Source organism: Hongsoonwoonella zoysiae (genome assembly GCF_013266695.1).
Taxonomy (GTDB): domain Bacteria; phylum Pseudomonadota; class Alphaproteobacteria; order Rhizobiales; family Stappiaceae; genus Hongsoonwoonella; species Hongsoonwoonella zoysiae.
In genome coordinates, this window is record NZ_JABRXF010000001.1 from 1,840,865 (window position 1) to 1,861,352 (window position 20,488).

Sequence of the window (20,488 nt, forward strand, 5' to 3'; positions counted from 1 at the left end):
ACCGATTTCTATGTCTTGAACGTCTCCGCGTCTCCTCCTGACGCCGAGGTCGCACACTTTGTGAGCGTCGGGAACAAGCCTGCATTGTGGCGTGTGACGTTGCGCCATCGAAAATATCCAGAATGAATGTTTTAATATCCAATATGAATGTTTTGGCCGTTTAGCTTGGCGGCAGGTTCACACACTCTCGGGAGATCGATCAATGCCGATCCAAAAAATATTCATTTTGAGGAAACGCAGCAGTGGTTTGTCCCGTCCGAATCCTGGAGACGCGAGATGAACCCCAATGAGGGAGAACTGGTTCGCGAAGCGCCGTTCCTCACACCGCAAGCCAAGACGGAAATCCTCGAGGTCCTATCGTTCCTGGAGGATTTCGAAGACGAGCTTGACGGTTTGATCGAAATGGCCATGCCGAACCCTTACATCAAAATGTCGGCCTATCTGGTTCAAAGACATCTTGAGGCAAAGCTCGTCACGCCGACATCCCTGATCGGCGCGTCCGGCGTGCCTTATGCGACGGCAACCCGCCGCATTAAGGAGATGGTCGACAGCGGGCTGGTCGAACAGCGGCCGCGCACGGCGTCCGGGCGCAGCTATTCCCTTCATCCAAGCGCGGAAATGCTCGAATCCTGGACACGATTCAGCAACCGGATCCGCCGGCTGGCCGCGCATCATTTCGGCACCGAAGAAAAGCGTTCCGACACCGAGGACTATTATTTCGGCGGTTCGTATCTCGAAGCACAGACCATCCAGCGGCCTCAGGTTCTGCTCGAGCCGTTGAAGTTGCCGGGTGGATTGCGGGTGCTCGTGCATGGGGATCCCACCTTCATGGTCATGCACGGGCTCAAGCGTCAGTTCGAACAGGTGGTCGGCTGCCCCATACACCAGCGCGCCTTTTCCATAGACCGGCTCCACGACGAAGCCGTGAAGAATGCCCAGCGGACGACAAGCCGTTATGACCTGATCGCGCTCGATCTGCCATGGGTCGGAGAATTCGCTGAAAGCGGTTACCTGCTTCCCCTCGAGGAGGTCCTCGATATCGAGCGGCTCAACCCGAGCGATTTTCACACGGCCGGCTGGCAGGCCGCCCATTGGGGCGGGCGGCCCTTCGGCGTGCCCTCGCAAACGACGCCGGAGCTGCTGTTCTATCGCCGCGACCTGCTGGCGGAAGCCGGGCTCGAGCCGCCGTCCACGACCGATGCCCTGCTGGAAGCTGCCAGGGTGCTGCATGAGCCGGCGCAAGGGCGCTACGGGATCGCCTGGAACGCGGCGCGCGGCACCGCCCTCGGCCACACCTTCATGATGACCTGTGCGGATTTCGGCCAGCCGGTTCTGGATCTGCCGAAACAGGCGGGCGGCTATGATGCCTCGCGGCTTTCGGACGGCGGCCACCGCCCCATGATCGACACTGACCGGGGTCTCGCGGCAGCCGAATATCTCATGGCGCTCTTGCAATATTCGCCGCCGGACATTCTGTCGATGTCCTGGTACGAGCGCGTGCGCCCCTTTGCCAATGGCAGGGTGGCGATGGCCTATGGCTACACTCTGCTGGCCCCATATTTTGAGCAGAATCCCGCTTGTGCTGCCTTCGGCAAGGTCGGCTACCTGCCTCATCCGTCCGGTCCGCGGGCCACCAACATCGCGCCGGTGGGCGGATATCTGCTGTGCATCCCGGCAAATATCGCACCCGAGCGGCTGGAAGCCGCAGCGAAAGCGTTGATCGTGTTCACCTCTCCGGAGGCGCAGAAGCTCTACGTGGAACACGGCAGCCGTACCAATCCGCGCTATTCCGTCGGGGCCGATCCGGAGGTTCGCCGGCTTTCGCCGATCTTCGAAGCCGTGGACGCAATGTCCTGGCGCGACGAACTGCAGTTCTGGCCGCGCCCGCCGATCCCGGAAATCAACAGCATCATCCGCGTCTGCGGAGAGGAATGCCACGACATGCTGCGCGGCATCCAGACACCGAAAGCTGCATTGCAGGCGGCCCAGAAACGTGCCGACCGGATCTTGCGGGAGGCGGGGAAACTTTAACGGGAGGAACTCATGGACCCCAATCGACTTATGGGAAAGAACATTCTGATCACCGGTGCCGCACAGGGCATGGGCGCGACCAATGCGGAGTATTTCGCTGCGCAAGGCGCCAATGTCGCGCTGGGCGACATCAATGTCGAAGGGGTCAATGAGGTTGCGAACCGGATCAATGCGTCCGGAAACGGCAAGGCCATAGCGCTCAGGCTCGACGTCACGAAACGTGGAGACCATACGTCTGCAGTCAATGCGACGGCGGAGGAATTCGGTTCGATCAATATCATGATCAACAATGCCGGCGTGAACAAGCCGAAGATGTTTCTCGACATTGACGAGGACAACTGGGACCTGATCATGAACATCAATGCCAAGGGCATGTTGTTCGGCATGCAGGAAGCGGCCAGGAAGATGATCGAGCAGGGGCCGATGGACGAGCATCCCTACAAGATCATCAATGTGGGCAGCATCGTCTCCCGTACCGCCTTTCTCGATGTTGTGCCCTATTCCTGTTCCAAGTACTGCGCGCTCGCCATGATCATCGGCGGTGCCAAGGCGCTCTGGCCACACAAGATCACGGTTAACGGTTACGGCCCCGGGGTGGTGAAGACCGAGCTCTGGGAGCAACTCGACAAGGATCTCGTCGAAATCGGCATGTTCGAGAAGGAAGGCCAATCCATGGATCACCTCGCCGAGACGATGATCCTCATGAAACAGTTGTCGACGCCGGACGATGTCAAGGGAACCGCGGCGTTCCTGTGTTCCGACGAAAGCGACTACATGACCGGCCAGCTCATCATGATCGATGGCGGCATGATCATGCAATAAGGCCGTAACGCACTGATATCTAACGGGAACAGGCGCAGTCCGCTGCGCCTGAAGGAGAAGCTCATGTCCCGCGCACTGACACCGAACCTTTTGACGCCTCAAGATCTCGATCCGCAGTGGAGATGGGAAAACCGCCTGCCCGCCTGGGGTCATACCTCGGTGGATTTCGAGCGCCGGATCGACCATGACCGGTTGCGCCGTTACCGCTTGTCCCGGACCCGGCAAGCTCTCAAGGCTTCTCCGGCGGGCACGCTGCTGCTCTTCGACGTCAACAACATTCGTTACGTCTCCGCCACCAAGATCGGCGAGTGGGAGCGGGACAAGATGTGCCGCTTCTGTCTGTTGACCGGCGACGATTCCCCTTATGTCTGGGATTTCGGCTCGGCGGCCTACCACCACAAGAAATTTTCAGACTGGCTTGAACCCGATCATTGCCTTGCCGGCGTGGTCGGCATGCGGGGCACCATCCCGCCCGAATTCGGTCTCATGCGCAAATACGCCAGGGACATTGCCGGCCTGATCCGGGATGCCGGAATGGCCGACATGCCGGTCGGCGTCGACTATGCCGAAACGGCGATGTTCCACGCGCTGCAGGAGGAAGGGCTGAACGTGATCGACGGCCAGCAGATCATGCTTGCGGCGCGCGAGATCAAGAACTGGGACGAGATCCAGTTGCTCACGCAGGCCGCGTCGATGGTCGACGGCGTCTATCACATGATCTACGAGGAGCTGAAGCCGGGCGTGCGCGAAAACGACATCGTCGCCCTGTCCAACAAGATGCTCTACGAAATGGGCTCGGACGATGTCGAGGCGATCAACGCGATCTCCGGCGAGCGTTGCAACCCGCATCCGCACAATTTCACCGATCGCTATTTCCGGCCCGGCGACCAGGCGTTCTTCGACATCCTGCAGTCCTATCAGGGCTACCGGACCTGCTACTACCGGACCTTCAACATCGGCCGCGCCACGCCGGCGCAGCATGATGCCTATGTCAAGGCGCGCGAATGGATCGATGCGTCGATCGAATTGATCAAGCCGGGCGTTTCAACCGACACGGTGGCCGCTGTCTGGCCGAAGGCCGAGGAATTCGGGTTCCCGAGCGAGGAAGCCGCTTTCGGCCTGCAGTTTGGTCACGGGCTCGGCCTGGCCCTGCACGAACGGCCGATCATCTCACGGGCGGTCTCTCTGGATCATCCCATGGAAATCAAGACCGGCATGGTGTTCGCGCTGGAGACCTACTGCCCGGCGGCCGATGGCTATTCGGCGGCCCGCATCGAGGAAGAAGTGGTCGTAACCGAAACCGGTGTCGAGGTCATCAGCCTGTTCCCGGCCGAAGAGTTGCCGATCGCAAACCGCTACTGACTTCCCAGCCTTGCCCGGCCTCCCGAAAGGCCGGGCTTTTCAAGGGGCGAGAGTTTCAGGGGACAAGACATGAGCGCCGCGAGAAGCAAAAAGAAGCACAACACGGATGACTATCTGCGCATGTACAGGCAGATGGTGCGCATCCGCGCCTTTGAGGACAACGCGAACCAACTCTATCTCTCTGCCAAGATGCCCGGTCTCACCCATATGTATTCCGGTCAGGAGGCGGTGGCCGTCGGCATCTGCGAAGCGCTGACGCCGGAAGACAAGATCACCTCCACGCACCGCGGCCACGGACATTGTGTCGCCAAGGGTGCGAATTTCCGGGAAATGTTCTGCGAACTGCTCGGCAAGGAGGAGGGTTATTGCCGCGGCAAGGGCGGGTCGATGCATATCGCCGACCAGGCCAACGGGAATCTCGGCGCCAATGCAATCGTTGGCGGTTCGATGGGGATCGCGACCGGTTCGGCCTTGTCCGCAAAGCGCCTTGGCACCAATCACGTTACCGTCTGCTTCTTCGGCGACGGTGCCACCGCCCAGGGGCTCTGGTACGAGGTCATGAACATGGCCGCGCTGTGGAAGTTGCCGGTCATTTATGCCTGCGAAAACAATGGCTACAGCGAATACACCAAGACCGACGAAATCGCCGCGGGCTCGCTGACCGCGCGCGCCGAGGCCTTCGGCATCGAGAGCTTCAGGGTCGACGGGCAGGACGTCCTGGCGGTCAACCAGCTCGCGCAACGCCTCGTGGAACGCTGCCGCAAGGGCGAGGGGCCGTTCTTCATCGAACTGGAGACCTACCGTTATCACGGCCACCACGTCGGCGACATCAATCGCGACTACTACCGCTCCAGGGACGAGGAAGCTGAGTGGAAGAAGGTGCGCGATCCAATCTCCAATTTCGGCAATTGGCTGATCGACCAGAAGATCATGACCGCGGACGAGCTGGTTGCCATCGACAAGGAGATCGTGTCCGACGCCGAAGCCGCCGTCAAATATGCGCTTGAAGCCAAATATCCGGACGTTCGGGAAGTGGATATGCATGTCTATGCCGAAACGGCCGCCTGGGGAGAGACGCAATGACACGTGAAATTACCCTTTCCAAGGCCGTCAACGAGGCCATCGCGGAGGAAATGCGCCGCGACCCGGCAATTGTTCTCCTGGGCGAGGATGTTGCGGAAGCCGGAACGCCGTTCAAGGTCCTTTCCGGGCTTGTTGAGGAATTCGGCACGGACCGGGTCATCGACACGCCGATTTCGGAGCCCGGCTTCATGGGCATCGCCGTCGGTGCGGCCATGACGGGCTTGCGGCCGATCGTCGATCTGATGTTCGGCGATTTTCTCTATCTGGTCATGGACCAGCTCTGCAATCAGGCGGCCAAGACCCATTACATGTCGGGCGGCAAGCTGAAAGTGCCGCTGGTGCTGCGCACCAACATGGGCGCCACCCGCCGCTCCGCGGCCCAGCACAGCCAGTCGCTGCAGGCGCTCGTGGCGCATATTCCGGGGCTGAAAGTGGCGATGCCGTCCTCGGCCTATGAGGCCAAGGGGCTTTTGAAGACCGCGATACGGGACGACAATCCGGTGGTCATTTTCGAAGACAAGCTGATGTACAACGACAAGGCGCCCGTGCCGGAGGAGGAATACCTCATTCCTTTCGGGAAGGCGCATATCAAGCGGGAGGGGCGGGATGTAACGCTGGTCGCCACCTCGTCCATGGTGCAAGTGGCCGAGCAGGCGGCGGAAACTCTCGCTCTGGAAGGCATCAGCGCCGAGATCGTCGATCCGCGCACCATCGTTCCGCTCGACGAAGAGACGATCCTGCGCTCCGTGCGCAAGACCTCACGCGCCATCGTCATCGACGAGGGCCATCAGAGCTATGGCGTCACAGCGGAAATCGCAGCCCGCATCAGCGAAAAGGCCTTCTATCACCTGGACGCGCCCGTGATCCGTATGGGTGCCATGGACGTGCCGGTGCCCTTCTCTCCGGCGCTGGAAGACATCACGGTGCCGACCGCTGCGGGTGTTGTCGAAAACGCGCGCAGGATCTGCCGCGGGGAGCTGGTTCATGCCGCATGAGGTGATCATGCCCGCGCTTGGCATGGCCCAGGATACCGGCCAGATCCTTGCGTGGCACAAGAAACCGGGTGAGGCGGTTTCAGCGGGCGACGTGCTCTTCGAGGTGGAGACCGACAAGGCCGCCATGGAGGTCGAGGCATCGGCGCCGGGCTATCTGACCGACGTGACCGCCGAGGCCGGCAGCGATGTGCCGGTCGGGCAGGTGATCGCCCTGATTTGCGAAACGCCGGAAGGTTCCGGCAGCGCATCGTCGCGGCAAGACGCCAAGGAAGTGCCCGCGGCCTCGGACGAACCGTCGGAAATCGAGGGTCGTGAGGTGATCATGCCGACGCTGGGCATGGCCCAGGATACCGGCCTTCTGGTCAGGTGGCTGAAACAGCCGGGCGAGGCGGTGTCGGCGGACGATGTCCTGTTTGAAGTCGAAACCGACAAGAGCACGGTCGAGGTTAACGCCGGCCATGACGGTTATATCGCGGCTCTGCTCGCAGAAGCGGGTGAAGAGGTTCCGGTCGGGCAGACGATTGCGGTCATCAGTGCCGGAAAACCGGAGGCCCCGATCGCGCGCAGTGCCGGACCCGCGGCTCTTCCGTCTGCTCCGGCCTCGGTTGAAACACCGCCGGCGGAAGAGGCGGCACTGCCGGTGAAAGCCGCGCCGGCGCCAACTGCGGAATTTCGGTCGCGTGGCGAACCGCAGACCGGCGGCAGGATCCTGGCGTCCCCGAAAGCGCGGCGCTTGGCGCTGGAACGGGGGCTGGATCTCGAACGTCTTGTCGAAGCCGGACATGCGCAGCCGTTTCATGTCAAGGATCTGGAAGCGTTGAAGGCCTTGCCGCCCAAAGCCCAGGCAGGTGTTGCGGCCGTTCCGGGACGGCATTTGACGGCTGAAATCGCCGAAGACGGTTTTACCGATTTTACGGCCTGGGCGGCGGGCAGCGCCGGGCTCACCGATGCCGGCGCCTTGCTTGCCGGGCTTGCCGGGGCAAGCCTTGGAAACTTGCCGGTGAGGGTCGCCGTCGAGGGTCTCGGGACCCGTCAGGTCTATACCGTCTCCTCGACTTTGCTTGGCCAGGTGTCGAAGGCAGAGCCAGATCCGGCGCCGGATCTGTGCGTGCGGGATTTGCGCTTCAGCCGGATCGGCGCTGTGCGGCTCGGCGCCGGCGACTGTCCGGCCCTCAGCATTACGCGCGCCGCAAGCGGCTTGTGCCTGACCCTTGAATGCACCGGCGATCACTTGAGTGCGGACGCGGCGGTGAGCCTCCTTTCCAATTTCGCGGGCCGGATGGAGCAGCCGCTCCGCCACCTGCTCTGACCCCAGGGATGCGACATGGACTATACGGATCTTTATATCGGTGGTGGCTGGCGTCAGGGTGCATCGGGCGAGCGGTTCGACGTTTTGAACCCAGCCACCGAAGAGGTGCTGGCCTCCGTGGCTTCGGCCGAGATTGACGACGCCAATGCCGCCCTTGACGCCGCAGAAGCCGCTATGGCCGATTGGGCGGCAAGAACGCCGCGCCAGCGCTCGGAAGTCCTGCGCAAGGCCTGGGAACTGATGAGCGAGCGGCAGGAAGACTTCGCGCGGCTGATCACGCTGGAAAACGGCAAGGCGCGGACCGACGCCATGGGAGAGGCGGCCTATGCGGCCGAGTTCTTCCGCTGGTTTGCGGAAGAAGCCGTGCGGGCCAACGGCCTCATCACCCATGCCCCGGCTTCAGGTGCCCGCATCATGGTGCAGCACAAGCCGGCGGGGCTGGCGGTTCTGGTGACGCCGTGGAACTACCCCGCGGCGATGGGTACCCGGAAGATTGCCCCTGCGCTGGCGGCGGGCTGCGCCGTCATCATCAAGCCGGCCTCGGAAACGCCGCTGACCATGCTGGCGCTCATGCCCCTCCTGGAGGAGGCGGGCGTGCCCGCCGGTCTGGTGAATGTGCTTCCCTCCAAGCGGTCCGGCGTGCTGGTCGATCACATGCTGCACGATCCGCGCGTGCGTGTCGTCTCCTTCACCGGGTCGACAGCGGTCGGGCGCAAGCTGCTGCATGCGGCGGCGGACCGGGTGCTCAAGCCCGCCATGGAACTCGGCGGCAATGCCCCGCTGATCGTCTTTGACGATGCCGATCTGGACGTCGCTGTCGAAGGGGCCATGCTCGCCAAGATGCGAAATCTCGGCGAAGCCTGCACCGCGGCCAACCGCATCTATGTGCATGAGGCGGTCGCGGAGGAGTTCACCCGCCGTCTTGCCGAGGCGATGGGCAAGCTGAAGGTCGGTGACGGCACGGACCCGTCGGTCGATGTCGGCCCGCTCGTCAACGCGCAAACGCGCGACAAGGTGGTGGAATTCGTCGAGGACGCCGTTGCAAAGGGCGCACGGGTCGAGGTCGGCGGCCAGGTCCCCGAAGGCAAGGGGTTCTTCTACCCGCCGACCGTGCTTTCCAACGTGCCCGAGATGGCGGATTGCGTCCATGACGAAATTTTCGGCCCCGTAGCGGCTCTCCAGACCTTCACGGATCAGGAAGACGTCATCCGGCGCGCCAATGACACTGAGTACGGGCTGGTTGCATATGTTTTTACGGGCGACATGAAACGCGGCCTCAGGGTGTGCGAGCGTCTCGACTACGGCATGGTCGGCCTCAATCGCGGCCTGGTCTCGGATCCGGCTGCACCTTTCGGAGGCACGAAGCAGTCCGGCCTCGGTCGGGAAGGCGGTCACGAAGGCATGCTGGAATTCATGGAAACCCAGTACATCTCTGCAAGCTGGTAGGGGGAAACGATGCCGGACGTGATCGCACCGCCCTCGGTCCGGGCCCTGGCCCGGCAAAAGGGCATAGACATCGAGAAACTGGCCCGTGACATTGGCCGCACATCCATCGCCCGTGAGGATTTGGAAGGCGGTGGCGAAGCCGTGGGGGCGCCTCAGGCGTCAACTGCGGACACGTCTTTCTGGGAGGTGGATCACGCGCAATACGGCCCGGTGAGCGAAGAGCCGGTGGGCCGGTTCGCGCAGGTCGCGGCCCGCAACATGGCCGCCGCGCAGGCGTTGATACCCGCTGTCACCCATCACGACCGGGCCGAAATGACGGCGATCGAAGCCCTGCGCAAGGAACTGAAATCCGAAGCTCAGGCAAGAGGCGTCAAGCTGACCGCGCTGGCCTTTCATGCGAAGGCGCTGGCGCGGGCCTTGCGCGAATTCCCGAAGTTCAACGCCTCCTTGAGCGCCGATGGCAAGACGCTATTCCTGAAGGACTATGTGCATCTCGGCCTAGCGGCCGACACGGCGCACGGTCTCATGGTGCCTGTGATCCGCGATGTGGACCGCAAGGGCCTCTGGCAGATCGCCGGCGAGATTGCCGATCTTGCTTCCCGGGCCCAGGCGCGCAAGGTCCGCCCGGACGAGATGGGAGGGGCGTCGGCGACCATCACCAATCTCGGCGGCATCGGCGGCACGGCGTTCACGCCGATCGTCAACCCGCCGGAAGTGGCCATTCTCGGAATCACGCGGACTGAAACCGTGCCTGTGTGGGACGGCACTTCCTTCCAGCCGGTGCAGATGGCGCCGCTCGACCTCAGCTACGATCACCGGGTGATCAACGGTGCCGACGCGGCCCGGTTCCTGAGCTATTACGCAGGCCTTCTGGCTGATCCCCGGCGCATGCTGATCTGAAGGTTCCGGTATTGCGGAAGAACACGCCGGCTCCATTGCCCAGAACGCGGGCCGTGACGGCAATCTTTACACGTCCCGCGTGGCTTGACCTTGGGTGGAAAGCGGCTCCGCTCGATCTTGGAGCATATCCCGCCGGATCCGGACCGCATTTGGCGACAAGGATTTGCTCAAGTTATTGTTCCTGAGCCGAATTTTCGATCACAAAAGCGATCCTTCTTTCGTGGAAAGCGCTCTGGCCACCCCTTTGAAACTGAAGCTCGTCTCAATTTTCGGCAAGTTCCGAACAAACTTCAGATTCAAATAGGCGACAGCCAAGTTTATGTTTCTAGTGTGGTTTTCGAATTTGGAATACGCTCCGGACGCTGCTGCTAGTATGAGCTGTATTTTCAATTCACCAGACTAGCCTGCCGCACCCGAAGGAATACACCGATGACTCAATCGTTTCTGGACCATCTGAACACCGAGTTGGCGGGGCTCAAGGAAGCGGGCCTTTACAAGTCGGAACGGGTGATCACCTCCAGGCAGGCGGGCACAGTGTCGCTGGCCGGCGGCAAGTCGGTCATCAACCTCTGCGCCAACAACTACCTCGGCCTTTCCGATAATCCCGATCTGATCGAGGCGGGTTGCGCGGCGTTGCGCCGCTATGGCTACGGCATGTCCTCCGTGCGCTTCATCTGCGGCACGCAGGAGGAGCACAAGGAGCTGGAGGCGCGCATTTCCGCCTTCCTGGGGATGGAGGACACAATTCTTTATTCCAGTTGCTTCGATGCCAATACGGGCCTGTTCGAAACGCTTCTGGGGCCTGAGGATGCCATCATATCCGATGCGCTCAACCACGCCTCGATCATCGACGGAATACGCTTGTGCAAGGCCAAACGTTTCCGCTACGCGAATTCCGACATGGCGGACCTGGAAGCGCAGTTGCAGGCAGCCTCTGATTGCCGTTTCAGGATGATCGCCACCGACGGTGTGTTTTCCATGGACGGCTATATCGCGAAGCTCGGTGAAATCTGCGACCTGGCGGAACGATACGGCGCCATGGTCATGGTCGATGACAGTCATGCCGTCGGCTTCCTCGGGAAGACTGGGCGCGGATCGATCGAACATTGCGGCGTAATGGGCCGGGTGGATATCGTCACCGGCACGCTGGGCAAGGCGCTCGGCGGCGCGTCGGGGGGCTATACCAGCGGCAAGGCCGAGGTTGTCGACTGGCTCAGGCAGCGCTCGCGTCCCTATCTCTTCTCCAACACGCTTGCGCCGGTCATCGCGGCGACGTCGATCAAGGTGCTGGACATGCTGGAGGCTTCGACCGAGCGGCGCGACCGGCTGATGGAAAATGCCGCGCATTTCCGGGATCGCATGTCGGCTGCCGGGTTCGATCTTTTACCGGGCGAGCACCCGATCATCCCGGTGATGCTGCGCGACCCGAAACTGGCGCAGGAAATGGCCGCCCGGCTTGATGGGAAGGGCGTTTACGTCGCACCCTTCAGCTTTCCCGTCGTCCCGCGCGGGCAGGACAGGATCCGTACACAGATGTCGGCTGCGCATTCGCGCGAGGAACTGGACCGCGCGATCGATGCCTTCATCGAGGTCGGACGGGAGATGGGGGTGATCCGATGAGCAATGAGATGAAAGCGCTGGTCAAGGCGAAGGCCGAGCCGGGCTTGTGGATGCAGCGTGTCCCCGTTCCCGAGCCAGGCCCCAACGAGGTGTTGATCAAGGTCAGGAAGTCCGCGATCTGCGGTACGGACGTGCATATCTGGAAATGGGACGAATGGTCGGCGAAAACCGTGCCCGTGCCTATGGTCGTGGGTCATGAATTCTGCGGCGAGATTGCCGAAACAGGCTCTGCGGCGACGAAATACGAGATCGGCCAGCGTGTTTCCGGCGAGGGACATATTGTCTGCGGCTCTTGCCGCAATTGCCGGGCGGGGCGGGGGCATTTGTGCCACAATACGCTGGGCGTCGGCGTAAACCGGCCCGGTTCCTTCGCCGAATATGTCTGCATTCCGGAAAACAACGTGGTGGCGATCCCGGACGATATTCCCGATGAAATCGCCGCGATCTTCGACCCGTTCGGCAATGCCGTCCACACGGCTTTGAGCTTCGACCTTGTCGGCGAGGATGTGCTGGTCACCGGTGCCGGCCCGATCGGCATCATGGGCGCGCTGGTTGCGCAAAGGGTGGGCGCGCGCAAGGTGGTGATCACGGACATCAGCCCCTATCGCATCGAACTTGCGAAAAAGCTGGGCATCCAGCATGTGGTCGATGCATCGAAAGAGAGCCTTGATGATGTGATGGCGCGCCTCGGCATGACCGAAGGTTTCGACGTTGGGCTGGAAATGTCCGGCGCGGCACCCGCGATGCGCGACATGATCGACAAGATGAACAATGGCGGAAAGATCGCTCTTCTCGGGATCGCGCCCACCGCTTTCGCCGTCGACTGGAACAAGATCATCTTCAAGATGCTGACCGTCAAAGGCATCTACGGGCGCGAGATGTATGAGACCTGGTACAAGATGATAGCGCTGGTGCAATCCGGCCTCGATCTGACGGATCTCATCACCCACCGTATCTCCATCGACGATTTCGAAGCCGGCTTCGCGGCGATGATTTCGGGCGAGGCCGGAAAGGTCGTCATGGACTGGGATTAGGCCCCAGCCATTTGGGGAAAGGGCCGGGCGCCACGCGATTCTCGCCTAAAAACCCGCGACGCGCTCGACGAACCAGACGGCGGAAACCGAGCCGATCGCATATGTTACGGCTCTTTTCGGCCACACCGTCGCTTCGGCAAGCAGCAGCTTCAGGCCGGCAATGGCAAGAAGCGCAAGGGCGACGAAGATCAGTTGCCCTGCTTCCACTCCCAGGTTGAAGGTGAGGAGCGCAAGCGGCACGTCCTGTTGCGGCAGGCCGATTTCGCGCAGCGCACCGCCGAAGCCGAAACCGTGCAGCAGGCCGAACAGGAACGCGATGACCCACGGGTAGCGGCTGGAAAAATCGATCCGGCCATTTTCCTTCCTGAGGATTTCGGCCGCGACGAAAACGATGCTGAGCGCGATCAGCGCCTCCACCGGCTGTTGCGGCGCGTTGGCCAGTCCGAGTGTCGTGAAGGCAAGCGTGATCGAGTGGGCAACGGTAAAGGCCGTGATCGTCTCCACCAGCGTACGGAGACTGCCGATCAGCAAGAGCAGCGCCAGCACGAAAAGAAGATGATCGAAGCCGAGCAGGATGTGCTCCACGCCGAGCAGAAAATACGTGCGCGCGGTATCCGTTAACGTTGGCGATGTTTCCACCGTCACTTCTGGATAATCGGGCATCAGGCGCGCGGACTGCACGCTTCCGTCGAGATGCGCGATCCTGACGAGCGCGTCGGTGAAGGTTGCGGCGAGGCCGTCGATTGAGATGGTCCGGCCCGCCAGTCCTCCTTCGCAGGCAATGCTCCACCGGCTCAGCACGGCAGCGCCGTCGTTGATGGTGACGGGGGCTGCCGTCTCGGTGCAATTGTCGGGAAGGCGAACGTTGAGCGAAAGGCGAAACTCGCCGCGCGCCGGCACCTTCCAGAGTATGTCGTAGATGCCGGGTGTGGCTTCGGTGATTTCGAGGTATGCAGGGCGCAGTTCATGCGCTTGCGCGCCGGTATGCCCGAAGCCTGCGAATGCGAGGGAAATCAGAAACACCAGACAGCGCATCATTGCGTTGCGGCGCTGTTCGGCGCCCCTTCCTGACCTTCCGGCGCGGGCCATGTGACCTTCACCTCGTACTTCTCTTTCAGCTCCAGATAGCGTTCTTCCGCCACCTTGCGGCGTTTGTCCGCCTGCCATTCGCGCAGCACCACATCACGGATTTCATCGAGCGCAGGGTCGCGCGCGGCCTCGCGTTGGTCGACGCGCACCAGATGGCGGCCGTAGGTCGATCGCCAGGGGCCGGTCCAGATCCCGGCCTCGGCCTTTGAAAGTTCCTGCGCGAATTCCTTGCCGAAAGTATTTTCGATCTGCTCTGCCGTAACCAGCGGCACGGTTTGCGGCAAAAGCGTCGGATCGCCATGGCGTCCTACATCGATCTCGCCTTCGGCTGAGCGCAATGCGTTCAGCAGGGCGGCGGCGTCCGCTTCGGCCTCGCCGCCCCGCTTTTGCGGGTTCAGGAAAATCTGGCGGAAGGCGATGCGCTCCGACATTCGGAATTTTTCGCGGTTGTCCTTCAGGTATTTCGCAAGTTCTTCATCGCTCGGCGAAAGTTCGGATGCGCCCGGTTCCATCAGGAATTCCATTTTCTGCTGCAGACGCCGGCGGAAAACAGTGTCGTCCCGGTCGAGGCCGAGCTTGCGCCCCTCGCGGTAGAAGATTTCCTCCTTCACGTAAGCGTCGACCAGTCCTCGCATTTCCTCGTCAGTCGGCGGGCGCTGCCATGTTCTGAAAAAGGTCTGGTAAAGTTGCGCTATCCGCCCCGGCCCGACCTCGACCGTTTGACGCGCGTGCCCCGTTTCGCCTCGGTCAATGAACGAATAGAGCCCGAAAACGATCGCGCCGATCGTCAGGAACTGGAAGAACGGCTCGGCAAGCATACGGCGTATGATGTCCATGGGCGGACTGCGCTCCCATCGTGCGGCTGTCCCTCGCGCAGGTAAGAATATACCCGAAATCGCCTCCAGGGCATCACAGCGCCTGACGGTAAAGGCCGAGTGGTTAAGGGCCGGTCGGCTCAATTTCCGGTCGGGGAAAGGAACGCAACGGTAAATCTTGCGCCCAGGCCTCCCGGCCCGCCCGGCGCGCTGTCCGCCCAGTAGCGCACGCCCGCCTGGAAGCTCACCGGCTGTTCGCCGAACCTGACGACCTTGGCGACCATGGCGTTGATCGGGATCGACCATTCGTTGTTCGTCCAGTCGTAGGTGGATTCCGAATTCAGCGTGAAGGTCCCGGCTGTTGGCGTCGTGTAGGCGAGGAAGGGCTGCAGGAAGGTTGAGTTGACTTCGCTGCGTGAACTGTCGCCCGCGAACGACCAGAAGTGGTTGCCCAGTATGCCATAGGTCCAGGGTCCGCTCTGCTTGAGGACGACGCCCGTGGGGCCGGCGCCCCATTTTTCCGTGCTTAACAGGCTGTCCGTCCCCGTTGGCAGAAGGAAGACGGGCCCAAGGCCCCAGATGATGCCGCAGGGTCCAGGGTCTTTCGGCGGAAGAAACAGGCTCTGGGTTGTGTCGCTCAGACCGAATTGCGTGCCGGAGTTTCCCACGATGTCGTCTTGCCAGACGACGGACACGATGGTGCGCGAGATGAGGTTCCATTTCTCGTTCAGCGAGATCGGGATCACTGGCTGGATGTTGAGTGTGACATTGTCGCCGTCAGCCGGGCCGTAGCCGGTATTGTAGTTGAACTGGAAGGGCATGCTGATGAGCGAGGCGACAGGATTGGAGAGTTTCTTGGCAAGGTCGGCATCCTGCGCTTGCGCGCAAGTGATTGAATAGGAAACACCGGTCGCCGGCGCGAGAAGAAATTAACCTGCCTTGATCATCTCTTGCGCCCCTTTAGAAACTTGAGCTTTGCTTGCGGATGGACCGGCCCTGGGCATATTGATTATCGATGATTTTCCGAGGGATGGGTCCAGGCCCTGATTGCGCTAAAATTAAGATATTTATTTTTTAATTTTCATGTATTTTGAGATTTATATAAATAAAAATATTATTATAACTTGAAGTTATAAATAATTATTTTTAGTGTTATGATTATCTCAATAGAGATAGTTACTTTTAAAGAGTTTGTCTGTTCCGAAAACGAAGGTTCTTGGATTAAGTTTTGGTTCGAGAGTGTCTCTTTTTAAATTCAGGGCGCGAATGGAGCGGTATTTATCTATGAGGTATATTTCTGCCGTATTGACTCTTATGCGAATGAATATATAGCGGCATGTCTGTATTAAGTCATTGTAGCGCAGTATTTCGTAATTGAAATTTACGTTGCGTAATTAATTGATTGAATATCTTCCTGCTTGTTTTCCGAATTTGTTGTCAAGGCGCAAGTATGACGCTACCATTGACGCTGGGTTCGTTCGAATTGCGTTGTTGTCTAAAGCGTTTTCCGGCCGGATTGTCTCATGCGGTCGGTAGGAAAGCGCTTCAGGATCAATATGTTGGAGCGTATTTTCGTCAAGGCGGCTCTATTTTGACGGAATAAGCTCCGGACGCGCGAAGATAAGGGGCCGGCGATAGCGATTGTTGCAAAAACAACGCTTGGTAACATCCAGGCAGGCGCCAGGGCCGTTCGGTCGGTTTGTTGTCGCGGCATGCCCGAAAGGCGCAGGCCTGGCATCAAGGGGCTGTGGCGCCTAACTGGATCGCGCCTCGGGACAGTGGGGTCCCCCGGCTCAAGGGATGGATCGAATTCGCCCTGCATATTTGTACTTTCTCCAATGGCACCGGCAGCCAAAGCCCGGATTGCCGGAAAATCACAATGGCCTTTTCAACGATGCTGTGCGCATTCGCATGCCAGATACCTGACCGGGTTTCTGGACCGCTTTCGTCATGAGAAATCGCTCCAGGATCGACATCCTCCGGGAAAATGGCGGTATTTTCATGATAAACTGACGTCGCGATACAAGACTGCGGGAGCAGTTTCTTCATGACGGGGCGGGTTCGGTTCCACCGTGCCACGTTTCCGGGTTTCGGGCGTAATAGGGCAGCGGCGCGATCCGTCGCATGCCGGCAAAAGCCTAGTTTGAGAGGCAGGCAGCAATGAAGAAGTCCCGAACAGACCAGGTGTCCGTTGCCCGTGATCGCTGCTTTGTGCGCAATCTCGACTGGAACCTTGTCAAGGTATTCCACGAGATCGCCCGCAATGGAGGCGTGACGAACGCGGCGGCTGCGATATCGCGGCAGCAACCCGCCGTCAGCAGTGCGCTGAAGCGCCTTGAGGATTATCTGGGAAAGAACCTGTGTGAAAGAGGGCCGGGCGGTTTCGCCCTGACCGATCACGGAGCGCGCCTTGCGCGTATTGCGGAGCAGATGGATCAGCTTGCCTGCTCCCTGCAGGCCGAATTCGACGAGATTGACAACGATCTTTCGATACAGCTGCAAATCGCTACGGTCTGCAATGTCGTTTGCCCGCGCTTCGACAGGGCCATTCGCCGGTTTGCCGCCGCCTATCCGAAGGCCGAGCTTTACATTCACGTGGCGCCCTATCCGCAGATCGAGGATATGGTGCTGGCCGGCGAGGCGGATTTGGGTGTGTGCCCGGATCCGAGGCTGGACGAGAGGCTGGAATATTCGTTCCTCTACCGGGAGCATCACCTCGTTGTTTGCGGCAGCCGGCACAGGCTGGCCGGCAGGACGATCACCGACCTGGATTCTCTTGCGAACGAAGCGTTCGTGGTTCCCGGCACGGATGAGGCGCGTCTGGTGCGCGAGTTCCGGTCCGAACGGGGGTGGGGCCAGAAAAAGGCCGGACAGTCACCTGATATCTGGGAGGTCAAGCGCCTGTTGCATGCCGGCATCGGCATTTCCCTCCTGCCGCTCGACATGGTGGAACGCGAAATCGAGGAAGGGACGTTTTGGCCGTTGACCAAGCCGATCGAAGGTCTGTCGGATGATATTCATCTGGTCACCAACAGGGCCTCGAGCGGACATTTCGCTGCCAGGAAGTTTCTTGAGTTCCTGCCGCAGCCCGATGAGGAAAGCGCGTCCGCGTTGAGTTGCTGAGCCCGCCCGCGCCTTTCGGCGGTTCCGCCCTTCTTGGCCGGCGGCGCGCGCCTAGCCCCTGTATCGCGTGATCCGGAAGCCCAGCACCGTTGCGCCCAGCGAGAGCGCCATTATCAGAACGGCCACCACGTTGATGCTTGGGTCGACGCCCCTTCTCAGCATGCCCCACATGAACGTCGGTAGTGTGTTGTTGCCGCCGATGGTGAAGAACGTCACGAGAAAATCGTCCAGCGACAGCGCCATGGCGATCAGCGCGCCGCCCAGAATGCTGGGGCTGACGATCGGCAACGTGATCTGGAAGAACGCCTGCAGCGGTGAGGCGCCAAGATCGCGTGCGCTATCGATGGTGGCGAAATCGAAGGAAAGCATTCGCGCGCTGACCACGAGGATGACGAAAGGCTGGGTGAACACGAGATGGCTAGCGATTACCGTGTGAAGGCCAAGGGGGACGTCAACCCAGGATGTATAGAATGTCAGCAGGGCGATGCCGAGGAGCAGGGGCGGCGCCATCAGGGGAAGCGTGAGAAGAGCCATCAGTGATCCGGCGGCGCGCCGGTTCATGCGCGACAGCGAAAGTGCCGCGAGCGTGCCGATGACCGTGGAAACCGCGCCCACGCAGGCCGTGACGATCAGGCTGTTTTGAAACGCGGTGAAAAAGCCCGGCCGGTCGAAGGCCGCGAAGAACCAGTGCAGCGTCCAGCCCTGAATTGGAAAGCTGAGAAGCGGGCTTTCGCTGAAACAGAACAGCACCAGAACCGCCAGCGGCGACATCATGAAGAGTACCGTCAGCGTGGCGAAACCCGTCCAGATCATCCTGTCCAAGCCCATCAGTCGCGCCTCCGCGTCACGGCGAAAAGAGCCGCGGCGACCGTCAGAATGATGACGACGCAGCAGCCGATGACCACGAACGACATCGCCGATCCGAGCGGCGAATTCAGCCGCGTGCCGAACTGGTTCTGGATGAAGAGGCCGATCATCGAGCTGCTCGGTCCGCCCACCATCAGCGGCGTTACGTAGTCTCCGGCCGCGAAGATGAAGGACAGGCTGAACGCGGATAGGATCCCGACCCGGCATTGCGGGACGATGATGTCGGCGAAGATCCGCATGCGCGACGCCCCGAGGTCGCGCGCCGCTTCGAGTGGAATGTCGTCGATGCCCTTGAGCGATCCGTAGATCGGCAGAACCGCCAGCGGGAGCGTGTAATGCACGAGGGTAATGACCACCGCGACCGGATTGTAGAGCAGCGCTGTAATCGGATTATCGATCAGACCGATCGCCAAAAGCGCGGAATTCAGGATGCCGGCGGAGCCGAGTATCGTCTTCCACATGTAGATCTTGGTCAGGTATCCGCCAAACAGCGCAAGCAGCGTGACGAAGATCAGCGCCGTACCGAAGCGATACGCGCGGAAGCGGCAGAAAAAGGCGAAGGCGAAGGCGATCAGCGTTGTCGTCAGGCCGATCGCCAATGCCATTCCAAGCGTGAATATCAGCGGGCCGGAGTAATCCAGGAACACTGCCTCGTACTGGGCGAGAGTCGCGTCCGGGCGAAGCTGGAAGGCGCGGACCCGCCAGAAGGAGATGATGAAGAAATAGGCGAGCGGCACCGCAAAAAATGCGGTGAACACCAGCACGCTCGGCAAGACAGGAAGTATGCGTGCGTAGGGAAACCGACCGTTCTTCATTCCGTAAGCACCGTGTGGTCGCGGCTTCGCCAGCCGATCAAAGCCTTGGCCCCGGGATGGGCGCAGCGGTTTTGCCCCTGATCGCGAACCTCGACGATGATCCGCTCGCCGTTTTGCGTGGCAAGCTTGTAGTGCGTATAGGGGCCGAGGAAGACGACCTCCTCGACTGTCGAAACGATCTGCAGATCGAAGTCCGCCGGCAGGGTCTCGCTTTCGTTGAGTCGGATACCCATGTTTTCCGGCCGCACCACGCAGTCTATCTCGGCGTCCTTGCCGGCATCGGCGAAGCTGAGCCCGTTTTCAAGCGTTACCTTCCCGTCTTTCCTTTGGCCGCGGAAGAAGTTCGCCTCGCCGATGAACCGTGATATGAAGCGTGATTGCGGGCGCAGGTAGATGTCCTGCGGCGATCCCGACTGGACGATGCGCCCGCCTTCCATGACGCATATCCGGTTGGCGAGCGACATGGCCTCCTCTTGGTCGTGGGTGACGAAAATGAATGTGCCGCCCGTTGCCGAATGAATGCGGCGGAATTCTTCCTGCATCGCCTTGCGCAGCTTCAGGTCGAGCGCGGCTAGCGGTTCGTCGAGCAACAGGACCTTGGGTTGCATCACAAGGGCCCGCGCGAGCGCCACGCGCTGGCGCTGGCCGCCCGACATCTGGTCGATCGATCGCGGGCCGAAATCGCCGAGGTGGACCAGCGACAGCGCTTCCTGCACACGCCGCTTGCGTTCCTCGTCAGGCACCCTGGCAAGTCTCAGGCCGTAGCCCACGTTTTGCGCCACGGTCATATGCGGGAACAGGCCATAACCCTGAAAGACCATGTTGGTCGGTCGCGCCTCGGGTTTCAGCCTCGTCACGTCCTGGCCTTCCAGCGTTATCGTGCCGCCGCTCGGCATTACGAAACCGCCGATCATCCGTAACAACGTGGTCTTGCCGCAACCGGAAGGGCCCAGAATGGCCAGGAATTCGCCTTTTTGGATGTCGAGGTCGGTTGGCAGCACGGCCCTTACCGCGCCGTATTGCTTCGATATCTGGCGGAGTTCTACGTGCGCTGTCATCGGCCCCCAACATCTCCGGCATTCCCGGCGCCGGGCGCCGGTCGCTATCAGGTTTCCCGCAAAGTCGGTCCACCGCAAGGGGCGTTTCGCCCCTTGCCTTGTCGTATCGTCTGTCGTTC

At 60.8% G+C, this 20,488-nt stretch carries 18 protein-coding genes; 11 read left to right on the forward strand and 7 right to left on the reverse strand.

Annotation, left to right across the window (positions count from 1 at the left end):
• The first annotated feature begins 276 nt into the window (after positions 1 to 276).
• The 10 genes from HPQ64_RS08540 to tdh all read left to right on the forward strand — a co-directional run bounded on the left by HPQ64_RS08540 (position 277) and on the right by tdh (position 12,602).
• Positions 277 to 2,031 carry an ABC transporter substrate-binding protein gene (locus HPQ64_RS08540; RefSeq protein WP_172887925.1) on the forward strand — a complete coding sequence of 585 codons (1,755 nt, stop codon included), beginning with the start codon at positions 277 to 279 and terminating at the stop codon, positions 2,029 to 2,031.
• 12 nt (positions 2,032 to 2,043) lie between these two features.
• Positions 2,044 to 2,853 (forward strand): SDR family NAD(P)-dependent oxidoreductase, encoded by an 810-nt coding sequence (locus HPQ64_RS08545; protein ID WP_172887926.1) that lies wholly within the window; start codon positions 2,044 to 2,046, stop codon positions 2,851 to 2,853.
• 63 nt (positions 2,854 to 2,916) lie between these two features.
• Positions 2,917 to 4,215, forward strand: a complete 1,299-nt coding sequence (locus tag HPQ64_RS08550; protein WP_172887927.1) for a M24 family metallopeptidase — start codon at positions 2,917 to 2,919, stop codon at positions 4,213 to 4,215.
• Positions 4,216 to 4,284: 69 nt separating this feature from the next.
• The gene (locus HPQ64_RS08555) at positions 4,285 to 5,298 is read left to right on the forward strand and encodes a thiamine pyrophosphate-dependent dehydrogenase E1 component subunit alpha (RefSeq protein WP_172887928.1); all 1,014 of its coding nucleotides are present in this window, start codon (positions 4,285 to 4,287) and stop codon (positions 5,296 to 5,298) included.
• Entirely contained in the window at positions 5,295 to 6,293 is a 999-nt protein-coding gene (locus HPQ64_RS08560) for an alpha-ketoacid dehydrogenase subunit beta (protein WP_172887929.1), read from the forward strand. Before HPQ64_RS08555 ends, HPQ64_RS08560 begins: the two co-directional genes overlap by 4 nt.
• A complete protein-coding gene (locus tag HPQ64_RS08565) occupies positions 6,283 to 7,602 on the forward strand; it encodes a biotin/lipoyl-containing protein (protein WP_172887930.1) in 1,320 nt (439 codons plus the stop codon). Before HPQ64_RS08560 ends, HPQ64_RS08565 begins: the two co-directional genes overlap by 11 nt.
• Before the next feature lie 15 nt (positions 7,603 to 7,617).
• Entirely contained in the window at positions 7,618 to 9,048 is a 1,431-nt protein-coding gene (locus HPQ64_RS08570) for an NAD-dependent succinate-semialdehyde dehydrogenase (protein ID WP_172887931.1), read from the forward strand.
• A 9-nt stretch (positions 9,049 to 9,057) separates the two neighbouring features.
• A complete protein-coding gene (locus HPQ64_RS08575) occupies positions 9,058 to 9,948 on the forward strand; it encodes a 2-oxo acid dehydrogenase subunit E2 (protein ID WP_172887932.1) in 891 nt (296 codons plus the stop codon).
• Positions 9,949 to 10,377: 429 nt separating this feature from the next.
• Complete coding sequence (locus HPQ64_RS08580; protein WP_172887933.1) at positions 10,378 to 11,568, forward strand: glycine C-acetyltransferase; 1,191 nt, start codon at positions 10,378 to 10,380, stop codon at positions 11,566 to 11,568.
• Positions 11,565 to 12,602, forward strand: a complete 1,038-nt coding sequence (tdh, locus tag HPQ64_RS08585; RefSeq protein ID WP_172887934.1) for an L-threonine 3-dehydrogenase — start codon at positions 11,565 to 11,567, stop codon at positions 12,600 to 12,602. Before HPQ64_RS08580 ends, tdh begins: the two co-directional genes overlap by 4 nt.
• Positions 12,603 to 12,647: 45 nt before the next feature.
• Here the strand turns inward: tdh and HPQ64_RS08590 are convergent, their stop codons facing one another.
• The 4 genes from HPQ64_RS08590 to HPQ64_RS08605 form a co-directional block, all read right to left on the reverse strand.
• Entirely contained in the window at positions 12,648 to 13,640 is a 993-nt protein-coding gene (locus tag HPQ64_RS08590) for a HupE/UreJ family protein (protein WP_172887935.1), read from the reverse strand.
• Complete coding sequence (locus tag HPQ64_RS08595; RefSeq protein WP_172887936.1) at positions 13,637 to 14,527, reverse strand: peptidyl-prolyl cis-trans isomerase; 891 nt, start codon at positions 14,525 to 14,527, stop codon at positions 13,637 to 13,639. The genes HPQ64_RS08590 and HPQ64_RS08595 overlap by 4 nt, the downstream gene beginning before the upstream one ends.
• 119 nt (positions 14,528 to 14,646) lie before the next feature.
• On the reverse strand, positions 14,647 to 15,399 hold the full coding sequence (locus HPQ64_RS08600) for a transporter (protein ID WP_172888577.1): 753 nt from the start codon (positions 15,397 to 15,399) through the stop codon (positions 14,647 to 14,649).
• Between the two features lie 844 nt (positions 15,400 to 16,243).
• Positions 16,244 to 16,555, reverse strand: coding sequence for a hypothetical protein (locus HPQ64_RS08605; protein ID WP_172887937.1), 312 nt, complete (start codon positions 16,553 to 16,555; stop codon positions 16,244 to 16,246).
• A gap of 111 nt (positions 16,556 to 16,666) precedes the next feature.
• On the opposite strand from HPQ64_RS08605, the gene HPQ64_RS08610 reads away from it, so the two are divergent.
• The gene (locus tag HPQ64_RS08610) at positions 16,667 to 17,629 is read left to right on the forward strand and encodes a LysR family transcriptional regulator (protein WP_172887938.1); all 963 of its coding nucleotides are present in this window, start codon (positions 16,667 to 16,669) and stop codon (positions 17,627 to 17,629) included.
• Between the two features lie 51 nt (positions 17,630 to 17,680).
• On the opposite strand, the gene HPQ64_RS08615 is transcribed toward HPQ64_RS08610, so the two are convergent.
• Genes HPQ64_RS08615 through HPQ64_RS08625 form a run of 3 tightly spaced genes read right to left on the reverse strand, consistent with a single transcriptional unit; the run spans position 17,681 to position 20,369 of the window.
• A complete protein-coding gene (locus HPQ64_RS08615) occupies positions 17,681 to 18,457 on the reverse strand; it encodes an ABC transporter permease (RefSeq protein WP_172887939.1) in 777 nt (258 codons plus the stop codon).
• Positions 18,457 to 19,311 carry an ABC transporter permease gene (locus HPQ64_RS08620; protein WP_172887940.1) on the reverse strand — a complete coding sequence of 285 codons (855 nt, stop codon included), beginning with the start codon at positions 19,309 to 19,311 and terminating at the stop codon, positions 18,457 to 18,459. Before HPQ64_RS08620 ends, HPQ64_RS08615 begins: the two co-directional genes overlap by 1 nt.
• Positions 19,308 to 20,369: an ABC transporter ATP-binding protein gene (locus HPQ64_RS08625; protein WP_172887941.1), complete on the reverse strand. Its 1,062-nt coding sequence runs from the start codon at positions 20,367 to 20,369 to the stop codon at positions 19,308 to 19,310. The genes HPQ64_RS08620 and HPQ64_RS08625 overlap by 4 nt, the downstream gene beginning before the upstream one ends.
• Positions 20,370 to 20,488 lie beyond the last annotated feature (119 nt).

Coding starts and splice junctions, on each gene's coding strand:
- HPQ64_RS08540 (WP_172887925.1), top strand. CDS start 277: ATGAACCCCAATGAGGGAGAACTGGTTCGCGAAGCGCCGTTCCTCACA.
- HPQ64_RS08545 (WP_172887926.1), top strand. CDS start 2,044: ATGGACCCCAATCGACTTATGGGAAAGAACATTCTGATCACCGGTGCC.
- HPQ64_RS08550 (WP_172887927.1), top strand. CDS start 2,917: ATGTCCCGCGCACTGACACCGAACCTTTTGACGCCTCAAGATCTCGAT.
- HPQ64_RS08555 (WP_172887928.1), top strand. CDS start 4,285: ATGAGCGCCGCGAGAAGCAAAAAGAAGCACAACACGGATGACTATCTG.
- HPQ64_RS08560 (WP_172887929.1), top strand. CDS start 5,295: ATGACACGTGAAATTACCCTTTCCAAGGCCGTCAACGAGGCCATCGCG.
- HPQ64_RS08565 (WP_172887930.1), top strand. CDS start 6,283: ATGCCGCATGAGGTGATCATGCCCGCGCTTGGCATGGCCCAGGATACC.
- HPQ64_RS08570 (WP_172887931.1), top strand. CDS start 7,618: ATGGACTATACGGATCTTTATATCGGTGGTGGCTGGCGTCAGGGTGCA.
- HPQ64_RS08575 (WP_172887932.1), top strand. CDS start 9,058: ATGCCGGACGTGATCGCACCGCCCTCGGTCCGGGCCCTGGCCCGGCAA.
- HPQ64_RS08580 (WP_172887933.1), top strand. CDS start 10,378: ATGACTCAATCGTTTCTGGACCATCTGAACACCGAGTTGGCGGGGCTC.
- tdh (WP_172887934.1), top strand. CDS start 11,565: ATGAGCAATGAGATGAAAGCGCTGGTCAAGGCGAAGGCCGAGCCGGGC.
- HPQ64_RS08590 (WP_172887935.1), bottom strand. CDS start 13,640: ATGATGCGCTGTCTGGTGTTTCTGATTTCCCTCGCATTCGCAGGCTTC.
- HPQ64_RS08595 (WP_172887936.1), bottom strand. CDS start 14,527: ATGGACATCATACGCCGTATGCTTGCCGAGCCGTTCTTCCAGTTCCTG.
- HPQ64_RS08605 (WP_172887937.1), bottom strand. CDS start 16,555: ATGAAGAAACTGCTCCCGCAGTCTTGTATCGCGACGTCAGTTTATCAT.
- HPQ64_RS08610 (WP_172887938.1), top strand. CDS start 16,667: ATGAAGAAGTCCCGAACAGACCAGGTGTCCGTTGCCCGTGATCGCTGC.
- HPQ64_RS08615 (WP_172887939.1), bottom strand. CDS start 18,457: ATGGGCTTGGACAGGATGATCTGGACGGGTTTCGCCACGCTGACGGTA.
- HPQ64_RS08620 (WP_172887940.1), bottom strand. CDS start 19,311: ATGAAGAACGGTCGGTTTCCCTACGCACGCATACTTCCTGTCTTGCCG.
- HPQ64_RS08625 (WP_172887941.1), bottom strand. CDS start 20,369: ATGACAGCGCACGTAGAACTCCGCCAGATATCGAAGCAATACGGCGCG.